Source organism: Psychrobacillus sp. FSL H8-0487, from assembly GCF_038008385.1.
Taxonomy (GTDB): domain Bacteria; phylum Bacillota; class Bacilli; order Bacillales_A; family Planococcaceae; genus Psychrobacillus; species Psychrobacillus psychrotolerans.
The window spans coordinates 3,392,045-3,404,278 of sequence record NZ_JBBOZA010000001.1 but is presented as its reverse complement, the minus strand read 5'-3'; the positions used below and the strand labels follow the sequence as shown (position 1 = coordinate 3,404,278).

12 protein-coding genes are annotated in these 12,234 nt (G+C 37.6%); 10 read left to right on the top strand and 2 right to left on the bottom strand.

Annotation, left to right across the window (positions count from 1 at the left end; translation table 11 throughout):
- Nucleotides 1–109 precede the first annotated feature (109 nt).
- Nucleotides 110–637 (bottom strand): YceI family protein, encoded by a 528-nt coding sequence (locus MHI47_RS17360; RefSeq protein WP_093537532.1) that lies wholly within the window; start codon nt 635–637, stop codon nt 110–112.
- Nucleotides 638–887: 250 nt separating this feature from the next.
- Between MHI47_RS17360 and MHI47_RS17355 the strand changes: the two genes are divergently transcribed.
- From MHI47_RS17355 to MHI47_RS17330, 6 genes are all read left to right on the top strand, one after another.
- Complete coding sequence (locus tag MHI47_RS17355; RefSeq protein WP_093537533.1) at nt 888–1,193, top strand: winged helix-turn-helix transcriptional regulator; 306 nt, start codon at nt 888–890, stop codon at nt 1,191–1,193.
- 79 nt (nt 1,194–1,272) lie between these two features.
- Nucleotides 1,273–2,190, top strand: coding sequence for a UDP-N-acetylmuramate dehydrogenase (gene murB, locus MHI47_RS17350; RefSeq protein ID WP_340831661.1), 918 nt, complete (start codon nt 1,273–1,275; stop codon nt 2,188–2,190).
- 235 nt (nt 2,191–2,425) lie between these two features.
- Nucleotides 2,426–4,783 carry a penicillin acylase family protein gene (locus MHI47_RS17345; RefSeq protein WP_340831659.1) on the top strand — a complete coding sequence of 786 codons (2,358 nt, stop codon included), beginning with the start codon at nt 2,426–2,428 and terminating at the stop codon, nt 4,781–4,783.
- A gap of 199 nt (nt 4,784–4,982) precedes the next feature.
- Entirely contained in the window at nt 4,983–5,357 is a 375-nt protein-coding gene (locus MHI47_RS17340; RefSeq protein ID WP_093537536.1) for an ArsR/SmtB family transcription factor, read from the top strand.
- A complete protein-coding gene (locus tag MHI47_RS17335) occupies nt 5,341–7,437 on the top strand; it encodes a heavy metal translocating P-type ATPase (RefSeq protein ID WP_340831658.1) in 2,097 nt (698 codons plus the stop codon). The genes MHI47_RS17340 and MHI47_RS17335 overlap by 17 nt, the downstream gene beginning before the upstream one ends.
- A gap of 19 nt (nt 7,438–7,456) precedes the next feature.
- Entirely contained in the window at nt 7,457–8,581 is a 1,125-nt protein-coding gene (locus MHI47_RS17330) for a GNAT family N-acetyltransferase (RefSeq protein WP_340763683.1), read from the top strand.
- Between the two features lie 61 nt (nt 8,582–8,642).
- Here MHI47_RS17330 and MHI47_RS17325 read toward each other — a convergent pair whose 3' ends face one another.
- Nucleotides 8,643–8,798: a lmo0937 family membrane protein gene (locus MHI47_RS17325; RefSeq protein ID WP_340831656.1), complete on the bottom strand. Its 156-nt coding sequence runs from the start codon at nt 8,796–8,798 to the stop codon at nt 8,643–8,645.
- A gap of 108 nt (nt 8,799–8,906) precedes the next feature.
- Between MHI47_RS17325 and MHI47_RS17320 the strand changes: the two genes are divergently transcribed.
- The 4 genes from MHI47_RS17320 (at nt 8,907) to MHI47_RS17305 (ending at nt 12,025) form a co-directional block, all read left to right on the top strand.
- The gene (locus MHI47_RS17320; RefSeq protein WP_322788088.1) at nt 8,907–9,185 is read left to right on the top strand and encodes a late competence development ComFB family protein; all 279 of its coding nucleotides are present in this window, start codon (nt 8,907–8,909) and stop codon (nt 9,183–9,185) included.
- A gap of 294 nt (nt 9,186–9,479) precedes the next feature.
- On the top strand, nt 9,480–9,908 hold the full coding sequence (gene mntR, locus MHI47_RS17315; protein ID WP_340763680.1) for a transcriptional regulator MntR: 429 nt from the start codon (nt 9,480–9,482) through the stop codon (nt 9,906–9,908).
- A gap of 242 nt (nt 9,909–10,150) precedes the next feature.
- The gene (locus MHI47_RS17310; protein ID WP_093537540.1) at nt 10,151–11,011 is read left to right on the top strand and encodes a CvfB family protein; all 861 of its coding nucleotides are present in this window, start codon (nt 10,151–10,153) and stop codon (nt 11,009–11,011) included.
- A 96-nt stretch (nt 11,012–11,107) separates the two neighbouring features.
- Complete coding sequence (locus tag MHI47_RS17305) at nt 11,108–12,025, top strand: DUF1002 domain-containing protein (protein ID WP_093537541.1); 918 nt, start codon at nt 11,108–11,110, stop codon at nt 12,023–12,025.
- Nucleotides 12,026–12,234: the final 209 nt, after the last annotated feature.

Genomic DNA, 12,234 nt, shown 5'->3' with positions numbered 1-12,234 from the left:
ATATCACTTAATATTCAGTTAATTTAATTGCTTATTTTTTACTCAGGTTATTTAATAATAAAAACAAAAAAGCTATCCAAAAGGATAGCTTTTTGTACTTATGAGATGATTATTGAGCTGGGTTTAACTCAAGTTCAACAGTAATTTTAATGTCTTCTCCAACTAGAACGCCACCAGTTTCTAATGCTTGGTTCCAAGTTAAACCAAACTCTTTACGGTTAACTTTAGACTCAGCAGAGAAAGCGACTACTTCTTGCCCCCATGGATTAGTACCTTTACCACCATATTCAACGTCGAATGTTACTGGTTTTGTAACGTCTTTAATCGTTAGGTCGCCAGTTACGTCGTACTCACCATCGTCTTTTTTCTTAATATCTGTAGCCACAAATTTGATGCTTGGGTATGTTTCTGTATCAAAGAAATCTCCAGAACGTAAGTGGTTATCACGGTCTACGTTATTTGAGTTGATAGATTTTACGTCGATATCAAAACTAATTGTAGCACCTGTTAAGTCTTCTGTATTACCTTCTAAGTCTGCTGTGAAATTAGTGAAAGCTCCTTTTACTTTTGAAACCATCATATGTTTTACGGAAAAGTCGATCGTAGAATGCGCTGCGTCAAGATTAAATTTTGTCATTTTTTATTTCCTCCTAAGTTTGTTGTTATTCTAACTATAAAACAATATTACTTCGAAATCAAGAGTTTTTATTTCGAAGTAATATATATTGCCATCATTTCGTTTACCTTCTTTTACAAATAGCAAATATCTGGTTACTTTATGTAACTAAATATAGATTAATATATTAGTTACGTCAAGTAATTAAATTACTTTAATTTTACTTTAGAAGAAAAAAAGAATATAATAGAAGGTAATAGAGGTGAATCAGATGAAAGAAACGTTATTATGTCCACGTTTATCAAAAGCAATGGAGTTGTTAGGTAAAAGATGGACTGCCCTAATCGTATATCAACTAATGGATGGAGCAAAACGATTTAATGAGATTGAGTCGTCCCTTCCTATAAGTGGTCGTTTGTTATCAGAGCGTCTAAAAGAACTCGAAAAAGAGGGGATTGTTGAAAGAACTGTCTTTTCCGAGGTGCCAATACGGGTAGAATATAACTTGACAGAGAAAGGTCTTGCTCTAAAAGAAGTAGTTGGAGGAATTGAGACTTGGTCTAAAGAATGGTTATAGCATTTTCTCTTGATATATTATGTGTGAAAATGCATACTATGTAAGGATACAAGGTTAATGAAGAAAGGATTGTCTCTCTTTGAGTAAACAAAAATGGTTTGAAAACTTAAGTGAAAAGTTAAACCCGGAGTATATTAAAATAGATGAAGCATTAAATTTGCATACAGTAACAAAAATGGGTGGGATGGCAGATTTGTTTGTCACACCGTCCACGCAGGATGAAGCAGCCTTTGTTGTGCAGTATGCTTATGAACATAATATACCAATGCTACTATTAGGAAATGGATCTAATATGGTAGTACGGGATGGTGGAGTAAGAGGAATCGTACTTCGACTGGAAAATTTAAATAATATTATAATAGATGGTAACCGTGTAATCGCCGAGAGTGGTGCGGATATTATTGATGTGTCAAAAGCGGCAGCACAAGAATCCTTAACTGGTTTGGAATTTGCCTGTGGTATTCCCGGTTCTATCGGTGGAGCAATGGCGATGAATGCAGGAGCATATGGTGGCGAAATTCAAGACGTAATTGTGCAATGTACTGTACTAACTCCATCTGGAGAAAAGTTAGTTCTTTCGAAAGAGCAATTGGAGCTAGGGTATCGAAAGAGTGTTATTACGAAAAAAGGCTATTATGTATTGTCGACAGAATTTTTATTGGAAAAAGGGCGTCAAGAAGAGATCGACTCAAAAATTGCAGATCTTACTTTTCAAAGAGAATCTAAACAACCATTAGAATATCCTTCTGCTGGTAGTGTATTCAAAAGACCACCAGGTTATTTTGCCGGGAAACTCATTCAAGACAGTGGCTTACAGGGTAAAGGCTTTGGTGGTGCAGAGGTTTCCACGAAGCATGCAGGCTTTATCGTCAATAAAAATAATGCTACAGCAACTGATTATATTAGCACGATAGAAATGGTGAAAGAAAAAGTGAAAGAAAACTTTGGTGTTGAGCTAGAGTTAGAAGTAAAAATTGTTGGAGAAAATATAGATTAATACAAGCCTAGGTCCATGAATATAATTATTCATGGGCCTTTTTTATATGTTTGAACGATCATTGTAACCATTTTTAGCGTGAAGCACTCCAAAAAAAATTGTGTGAAGGTTGAGGATGGGACTAGAGGTCTTTTGGGATGGTTTCCTATTTCTCTATTTGTATTCTAGCGAGATATATAGAAGGAAAAAAGTAGGAAATGTCGAATACTGTAAAGGAACAAAGGGGGCAAGGTATATGAGAAAAGGATGGAAAATAACTGCTTGGCTTATAGGTACTATCGTTGTGTTAGCAGTTATTGTCGTTGTAGGTTTGAACCTGTATTTATCTAGCACAAAAGCCATTATTGAAGGGGAACTTGCAATGAAGGTGCTAGACGCAGATGTAAAAGTAGTACGTGATGCAGATGGGGTACCACATATTACTGCACAATCAGATGCTGACCTTTACCGTGCGCAAGGATTTGTGCAAGCACAGGATAGACTTTTTCAAATGGATTTAGCTAGAAGGCAGGCTAGTGGGCGTTTAGCAGAAGTGGTAGGAGAATCTGCGGTAGATACAGATAAGTTTTTCTTAACCTTTAGCTTACGTGATGCTGCTGAGAAATCTTATGATGGATATAGTGAGGAAGCGAAGGAAGTATTAGAGTTCTATGCAGAAGGGGTCAATGATTTTATCGAATTTGCGAAAGAAGAAAATAAATTAAGCTATGAGTTTAAATTACTTGGATATGAGCCAGAAGAGTGGACTCCAACTGACTCATTAGCAATTGGAAAGTATATGGCATATGACTTAGGTGGAAATTGGTCGACACTTGCAATACGACATTGGGCTTTAAATGAATTGGATGAAGAAAAGGCGAAGGAACTTTTTATTACTTATCCTGAGAATGCAAAATCGATTATAGAGGCGAATATAAGTAACCCAGTAAATGTAAGTGGTCACTTTGACTCATCGGTTTTACCAAATGAATTTAACGGTAGTAATAACTGGGTTGTGAGTGGGGACAAGACAACTAGTGGTCTTCCACTACTTGCAGATGATCCACATTTGGGATTGAGCACACCATCTGTATGGTATCAAATGCATTTAGAATCACCAGAACAGAATGTTAGTGGTGTTATATTTGCTGGGATACCCGGCATTATTCTTGGTCATAACGAAGATGTTGCTTGGGGAGTAACCAATGTAGGGCCGGATGTGCAGGATCTTTATATTGAAACACCAAACCCAGAGGATCGGACCCAATTCTTATATGAGGGGAAATGGGAGCAAGCAGAGGTTCGTAATTCACCTATTAAAGTAAAGGGACAGGAGGATATACCTTTTGAAGTAGTGGTGACTCGGCATGGCCCAATTATTTCAGATGTCGTATTCAAAGAGGAAGAAGCATCAGCGTTATTTTCCATGCAATGGACTGCGTTAGCTCCAACACTTGAATTACAAGCAATCTTAAAAATGAATAAATCTGCTGATTGGGAAGAATTTGAAGTAGCACTAGAAGACTTCCATGCACCAGCTCAAAATTTTGTATTTGCTGCAAAAGATGGGACCATTGCCTATAAAGCAAATGGGAAGATACCTTTAAGAAAGACCGGGGATGGCCAATTGCCTGTTCCTGGAGACTCGGCGGAATACGATTGGCAAGGATTTGTTCCTTATAACGAGCTTCCAGTTGTTGTGAACCCAGAGGAAGGCTATATAGCGACAGCAAATAATGAGGTCGTAGATGATTCCTATCCATACCATATTACTGATTTTTGGGCTCAATCATATCGGTATGAGCGAATTGCTGAAGTACTGGAGAGCAAATCGGATTTCACAAAAGAAGATATGATGGATTTACAGATGGATCAAACGAATCTATACGCTAAAGAATTCTTGACACAGATGCTTGGATCAGTTGAAAACTTAGATACCAAGGGTGAATATAAAGAAATCCTTTCCTTAGTGAAGCAGTGGAATCAGGTAGATGATAAAGAACAAGCTGCTCCGCTAGTTTTTCATAAATGGATGAAGGAGTTACCTCAGACATTACTCGAGGAAGAAATGCCAAAGGATGTATATTCGATGTTGCCAGGAAAAGGTAATATTTCAGATCAATTATTACGAAAAGGCTATAATAATGAACAAAGTTCTTGGTTAGAAGCATACGGTGGTGTAGACAAGTGGGTATATGACTCATTTGTGAAAGCAACCGAAGAAATATCCGAGGAGTTTGGTTCAAATGAAAAGAAATGGAAGTGGGGAGATTACCACCAGTTAACATTTGATCATCCACTGGGAGGGGCCTCTCCAATCTTGGCTTATCTCTTAAATCCAGACCCAGTTCCTATAGGGGGATCCAATATTACCGTGCAAGCAGCCGGTTTTGGAGAGGATGGAAAAGTGGACCACGGAGCGTCCTGGCGATTTGTAGCAGATTTGGCTGATTTAAATGAGGCCTATCACATCGTAGGGCCGGGACAAAGCGGTCATATGAAATCCGAGTGGTATCATAGCCAAGTAGATGACTGGGCAGAAGGAAACTATCACACTACAGTAATAGACGGAGACATCAAAGAAGGATATGAACTAATATTAAAAGCAAACTAAAATTGGCAGCCGAAGGTGTTTATCTTCGGCTGTTTTTTTATATTATGAGGAAATGAAGAGTAAAAGTTACCCTGTTTTTAAGCGATAAAAACTAAAGTAGTAAAAACATTCAAATACTCATTAGAATAAGTTGCATATTAAATATTCTGAACATATACTGAATATAACAATCAAACAATCATTTGAATGAGGTGGAAATATGCAGACAAAGGATATGTGTGAAGTAACAAAGGTGAACGAAGACATAGTGTTTTCCATAAAGAACCAAATACCAGATTTAGGAGCAGCAGCTCAAATCTTTAAAGCACTAGCAGATGAAACAAGATTGAAGATAGCATTTGCATTAACAATAGAGGAAGAACTTTGCGTTTGTGATGTGGGTGAGATTATAGGTTCATCTACAGCTACAGCATCTCATCATTTGCGATTTTTAAGAGACTTATCCCTTGCTAAATCAACACGTAAGGGAAAACAAGTTTATTATTCCTTAGCAGATCATCATGTGAACGCGTTAGTAAAAATCGCATATGAACATGCAATAGAAGAAGGTGAAAAGGATGGTAAAAGTAGCTAAACAAGAATATCGATTAGAAAATCTTTCATGTGCCAATTGTGCCATGAAATTTGAACAAAATATAAAAAAACTTCCTGATGTAGAGGATGCAACAGTTAACTTTGGTGCTTCTAAAGTATCGGTCATTGGTAAAGCAACAATAGGGGATATTGAAAAAGCCGGTGCGTTTGATGGCATAAAAGTGACTACAGTCAAACAACGTCAATTAGAAAAAATTCCTTTTTTCAAACGGAAAGAAAATATACTCACGGTTATTTCATTTGTATTTCTAGTTATAGGGATTATCGCATCGTTCACTTATGAGGAAGCACACCCAATTTCTATAGGGTTATTCATGATTTCTATAGTAGTAGGAGGCTTCGATTTATTTAGAGGTGGGTTAGCCAATTTATCTCGTTTTTACTTCGATATGAAGTCGTTAATGACTATAGCTATTATTGGTGCAGCAATTATTGGAGAGTGGCGCGAGGGAGCGGTAGTAGTATTCTTATTCGCGGTGAGTGAAGCTTTAGAGGCTTATTCGATGAATAAAGCGCGTCAATCCATCAGTCATTTAATGGATATTGCGCCACCTACTGCAACGATCCGCAAAGATGGAAAGTTAATAGAAGTTGATACAGATTTTATACAAATAAACGATGTACTAATTGTAAAACCAGGGCAAAAAATTGCAATGGATGGAATTGTACTGAAAGGTACTTCTACAATCAACCAGGCGTCTATCACCGGTGAATCATTACCAGTTATGAAATCGGTAGACGATGAGGTATTTGCTGGTACGTTAAACGAAGAAGGATCACTTGAAGTACGAGTGACGAAGAGAGTAGAAGATACAACAATTGCAAAAATCATACACCTTGTTGAAGAGGCGCAAGCGGAAAAAGCACCCTCTCAAAAATTTGTAGATAAATTCGCAAAATATTATACACCTGCAATTATCATGATTGCTATATTAGTGGCTATAATTCCTCCGTTGTTCGGAGCAGATTGGCAAACATGGATTTACCAAGGGCTTGCGGTATTAGTTGTGGGTTGTCCATGTGCGTTAGTAGTATCAACTCCCGTTGCCATTGTTACGGCAATCGGAAATGCAGCAAAACAAGGTGTATTAATCAAAGGTGGTATTCACTTAGAAGAGATTGGTCGACTTCAAGCAATTGCATTTGACAAAACTGGCACGCTGACCAAAGGGTATCCAGAGGTAACGCATGTAGAAGCAGATGCACCAAAAGACTTTATCCAAAAAGTAATGTCCATTGAAATCTACTCTCAGCATCCATTGGCAAAGGCTATTGTAAAATATGGTGCAAAAGAGCATATTCAAAGTGTAGAAATCGAGCATTTTCAATCTGTCACTGGCAAAGGGGCAGAGGGTATAGTGGACGGAACAAAATGGTCAGTTGGAAGTGTTAGTTGGATTTCTACTATCAGCACTGTTTCCTATGAAGTCATTACTAAAATTGAACAGTTACAAACGGAGGGTAATACAGTCATGCTAGCTTCGGCAGATGGTGTATATCAAGGGTTTATAGCTGTAGCAGATCCAATCCGTGAAACTAGTGTAAATGTGTTAGAGCAACTGAAAAAAGCAGGGATAAAGCATACTGTCATGCTAACAGGAGATGACAAACGTACGGCAAACGCTATCGCAACAAAACTAGGTCTGACGGACGTAGAAGCAGAGTTAATGCCAGAACAAAAACTTTTTGCCATAAAAGCATTAAAAGAAGAGTACGGCACGGTTGCAATGGTTGGAGATGGTGTTAATGATTCTCCTGCACTAGCAGCTGCATCAGTTGGTATAGCGATGGGTGGAGCAGGAACAGATGCGGCACTTGAAACAGCGGATGTGGCTTTAATGGCTGATGACCTAGATAAGTTACCTTATACAATCCGATTAAGTCGAAAAGCATTGCATATTATCAAAGAAAATATTATGTTTGCATTAGGATTAAAAATAATTGCATTGCTACTCATTATTCCAGGATGGTTAACTTTATGGATTGCTATCTTTGCAGATATGGGGGCTACTCTATTGGTAGTGCTTAATTCATTAAGACTTATAAGGATAAATAAATAGCGTGTACGGAGGCGGGAAAATGAAGCTTACGGAATGGACGATGGAAGAACAAGAACAACTGATCCACTTCATGACGACGAATAGTTGGCCGTATCATGGAAACTCACACCCAGCAAGAGAACTAATCGAAAAAACGATTGAAGAAGGCGGATATCAATCGGATGAAGTTAAAACCTTTTGGATTGAAAATGAAACAAATGAAAAGGTTGGTTTCGTAAAAATTTATGACCTACGAGATGAAATTCCTCTTTTTGACTTGCGAATTGCAGATCATGCGAGAGGTAGTGGATACGGACCGGAGGCATTAAAGCTTGTAGCTGAGTATGTATTCCAACTACCAGAAGCGAAAATTCGTTTAGAAGGACATACAAGACAGGATAACTTTGCAATGCGCAAAACTTTTGAACGAGCTGGATTTGTAAAAGAAGCACAACTTCGACAAGCATGGTTTTCTCCTAAAGAGAGTTCCTATTACGATGCTGTAACGTATGGTCTAACGAGAGAAGATTTCTTAAAAGGAACTGCAACTCCCGTGAAGTGGGATGAAGATTTCCCTAAGACTTATCCTGCTAAAGAAGAGCTAACCTTTGCGGAGGAGTTTTACACAGAACGATTGTTGATACGAGCTCCAAAGGTAGAAGACGCGGATGAAATTTGGAAGGCGGTAGTCAATTCGGATGCTGCACTGAAAGAATGGATGCCATGGGCCCAAAAAAAGCAGTCATTGGAGCAAATTACAACGAATATACGTCAAGCAGTTGCCGACTTTATAACTAGAAAGGATTTACGCCTGCAATTGTATTTAAAGGAAACAGGAGAATTTGTAGGTGCTTCTGGATTGCATCGAATTGACTGGGACGTTCGGAAATTTGAAATTGGCTATTGGATTGATAGTAAGTTTGAGGGGAAAGGCTTAATGACAGAAGCATGTGAACGCATAACACAATTTGCATTCGAGGAACTACTGGCCAATAGAGTAGAAATTCGTTGTGATAGTGAAAATGTTCGAAGTCGCTCTGTAGCCGAAAGAGCTGGGTTTAAGTTGGAGGGCATACTTCAAAATGATTCTTTATCTGCCGATGGGGAAAAATTGAGGGACACATGCATATATGCCAAAGTCAGGGAATCTCAAGATTCTATTTAAAATTTCAATTTGAATATCAATGAAAAAATAAAAGGTGTTGCCGTTTAGGCAACACCTTTCTTCATAGTGATCGTTTTCCACTGATTAGTTGAACTACAAAAATGATACCCGCAATGATTAGTAGTGCATGAATAAATCCGCCGCCAATCTTTAATACTAAACCAAGTAGCCAAAGTACGATTAATACTACGATAATTCCCCATAAAATTCTAACCATTTCATATCTTCCTCTCTTTATTTAATTTATCAAGTCTTGTTGATATTTAAATTTTACCCGTTTGGGTATAGTATTAAACATGCTTCACTTTTTATATGCATGAAAGGAGTGTTATCATTGCTTACTAATGTGATGCAAGAAATAGTTCATAGCCTTGTCAGAGTGATGATGAGAGGGTCCGAGTATCAAACCTTTTGCAAATGCGAACAATGCGAACGTGATATTATTGCTTTGAGTTTAAATACATTACCTGCTCATTACGTTACAACAGAAAAAGGAAGAATAGCCGTTTTTGAGCGCTTAAATACAGCAGAAAACTTAGAATGGATCAACAAAAGAATTATCCACTCCATCTATGTTGTGGGTAAGTACCCGCATCGTCACTAAAACCTTGTCTTTTTTCGATAAGGTTTTTCCTCTGTTTAAATATTAATAGATAAATGCTATTTACTCAGACTTTGACTAGTTCTAGCGCTTAGCCCCTTGAGTCGTTGCGACACGATGTCGCGAACTTAGACTGACTTCTACTTGGCAAAGAGCGCCTTATTCCAATTCTTCCAACGCATTTCGGGGCTAACATAGGCGTTTGCACCCTCCAAAATATAGGAATAAATATCTAGAATTGTGATAGGGTCTTTATTGTAGTAAAATATATAGAGCAAAGATGAGAGGAAGATAAATATGCCAACACCAAGCATGGAAGACCATATTGAACAAATTTATTTGTTGATAGAGCAAAAAGGATATGCTCGTGTGTCTGATATTGCAGAAGCATTGTCTGTATTACCATCTTCCGTAACCAAAATGGTTCAAAAACTTGATAAAGATGGCTTCTTAATATATGAAAAGTATCGCGGGTTAACTCTTACGGCAAAAGGAATGAAGCTCGGAAAAAAATTAGTAAAAAGACATGAACTTTTAGAAGATTTCTTGAGAATTATTGGCGTAAAGGAAGAGAATATTTACAATGACGTAGAGGGAATTGAACACCATTTAAGTTGGAACTCCATCGACCGTATTGCAGATTTGGTATTATTTTTAGAGGAAAATCCAGCATTACAATCCAAGTTAATGGAATTACAAGAACCAGAAAGTGAGCAAACCTTGTAAATGTTGTTTAAAGGAATACCACATGATACATACAATCTTTGGGAATGATAGAGGTTGAGTTTTAACACAAAAAGTAGAATATAATCTTTTGTGTGTATGAGTTTACAATAGAGTTTATGATTTATATGAATCGGCTATAGGGAAGTAGCATAACCTTTTTTGCAGTCTAATCACTTTATATATAATTCAGAAGAAGCGAGTAAAGATCGATACCATATTTGGTGAGAAGGAGAGCGGTAATTTTGATAGGAACAGCATCAGGAGAAATAGTAAAGTTACAAGTGAAAGAACAGGACGGATCGAAATGGATTTTAACATATGATGGAATGGATATTCCGTTAAATGCATCTGAAGCACCAGAGGGCGTAGAGGTAGGCGGCACAATAGAAGCATTCTTATTTGTGGACAGACGTGGAAATCTATCTGCCACAACACAGCTTCCATCTATTCAAAAAGGCACATACGGATGGGCTCGTGTCATTAAAGTAGTCGATAGAGATGGTGTTTTTGTTGATATCGGTACTTCTAAGGAAGTTCAGGTTAAAGAAGATGATCTTCCAAAAATAAAAGAACTATGGCCTGCTGTTGGAGATCATTTATATATGACACTCCGTACCGATAAAGATGGTGAGTTATTCGGTCGATTAGCAACTGAGGACCGAGTAGAAGAGCTATATATAGATGCACCAACGACATTATTCAATCAAAATCTACAAGCACGTGCATACCGCTTGCTTCCTGTAGGTACGTTTTTGTTAAGTTTTCCTGAAAACTATCGAATTTTTGTACATGAGTCAGAACGCTTTAATGAACCGCGGTTAGGTGAAGATTTAACAGTACGGGTTATTGACGTGAAAGAGGATGGATCTTTGAATGGTTCCCTTTTGCCACGTAGACATGAACGTCTAGGAGACGATGCAGAATCTATATTCCGTTACCTGAATGATGTTGGTGGTAAAATGCCATTCACAGATAAGTCTTCTCCAGATGAAATTCAAGAAATGTTCAGTATGAGTAAAGCTGCTTTCAAACGCGCCCTAGGTAAACTTATGAAAGATAAAAAAATTGTTCAAGAAGATGGTTGGACACAATTGAAAATGTAGTTCATACGGAGTAAAAAGAATCGATTAGTCGGAACTTTTTACTCCTATTTTCGTATTATTGAAGGAATGGAAGAGAAAGGAAAGGGGTTAAATAGTATGAAGAAATTATTATTGCCATTCATTACAGCAATGTTATTAATAGGTATGGTTATTGCGCCTACTTATTCATTAGCAGACTCAGATGGCTCCACTGAAGAAGAAGTTGTAAATGAAAAATTTGGTGCACCTATCATCGTATATGGTGGAAATTTAACTGCTGAGCAAAAAGACAGTGTAAAAAAGAGCTTAAAAATAACGGATAAATCAGATGTTCAAGAAATAGAAGTAACTGGCAAAGATTTAGCAACATATTTACAAGACGGAGATGCATCTGCAAGAATGTTCTCTTCTGCTAAGATCACTCGAAAAGACGCTGGTAAAGGTCTAGTGATAAGCATAGTTACACCGGATAATATTACAGAAGTAACATCCGAGATGTATGCAAATGCAATGCTAACTGCGGGCATTAAGGACGCAGTAGTAGAAATTGCTGCACCTAAGCCTGTAACGGGTCATTCAGCACTAGTAGGGATATATAAAGCCTATGAGGTTTCGGGGGAAGAACTTGATCCCGAACGTACAGATGTGGCCAATGACGAACTATCTATTGCTACTAATCTAGCAAAAGATGCAGGTATTGATGAGGCAAAAGTGAGTGAGTTACTAACAGAGATTAAAAAGCAAATTGCAGAACAAAATCCAGTTTCTCGTGAAGAGGTGGAAAAAATTGTTTCGGAGCAATTAGCTAATCTAAAAATTGAGCTTTCGGAAAAGGATCGTCAGCTGTTGATCGATTTAATGGACCGTATTCGTCAATTAGATATCGATTTCAGTCAATGGTCAGATCAACTGAATGATTTAAGTAAAACAATTGAAGACAAGATTGGAAAAATAGTCGATAATGAAGGATTTTGGGAAGGTGTCAAAAACTTCTTTACGAATCTAATAGATTCGATTCGTTCTATTTTTAACTAATGTATGAGCCCTCCTTCTTAAATAGATAGGAGGGCGTTGTTTTGTTCAAAATTTATTTTAAGAAAATGCACCTATACTTATGTGGTTTTATATACAATTAGCGATTATATAAAGTGGATCTAGTTGATTGGAGCGAAGAGCCGTGACTGTAGTGGGAACAGTGTGAGCTGAAGACCCTGGACTGAGTTTTTTAAAGCCTTGTTCTCTTT

Bases quoted from the DNA above. Each gene is read 5' to 3' on its own strand.
- MHI47_RS17360 (WP_093537532.1), bottom strand. From the start codon at position 637: ATGACAAAATTTAATCTTGACGCAGCGCATTCTACGATCGACTTTTCC.
- MHI47_RS17355 (WP_093537533.1), top strand. From the start codon at position 888: ATGAAAGAAACGTTATTATGTCCACGTTTATCAAAAGCAATGGAGTTG.
- MHI47_RS17345 (WP_340831659.1), top strand. From the start codon at position 2,426: ATGAGAAAAGGATGGAAAATAACTGCTTGGCTTATAGGTACTATCGTT.
- MHI47_RS17340 (WP_093537536.1), top strand. From the start codon at position 4,983: ATGCAGACAAAGGATATGTGTGAAGTAACAAAGGTGAACGAAGACATA.
- MHI47_RS17335 (WP_340831658.1), top strand. From the start codon at position 5,341: ATGGTAAAAGTAGCTAAACAAGAATATCGATTAGAAAATCTTTCATGT.
- MHI47_RS17330 (WP_340763683.1), top strand. From the start codon at position 7,457: ATGAAGCTTACGGAATGGACGATGGAAGAACAAGAACAACTGATCCAC.
- MHI47_RS17325 (WP_340831656.1), bottom strand. From the start codon at position 8,798: ATGGTTAGAATTTTATGGGGAATTATCGTAGTATTAATCGTACTTTGG.
- mntR (WP_340763680.1), top strand. From the start codon at position 9,480: ATGCCAACACCAAGCATGGAAGACCATATTGAACAAATTTATTTGTTG.
- MHI47_RS17305 (WP_093537541.1), top strand. From the start codon at position 11,108: ATGAAGAAATTATTATTGCCATTCATTACAGCAATGTTATTAATAGGT.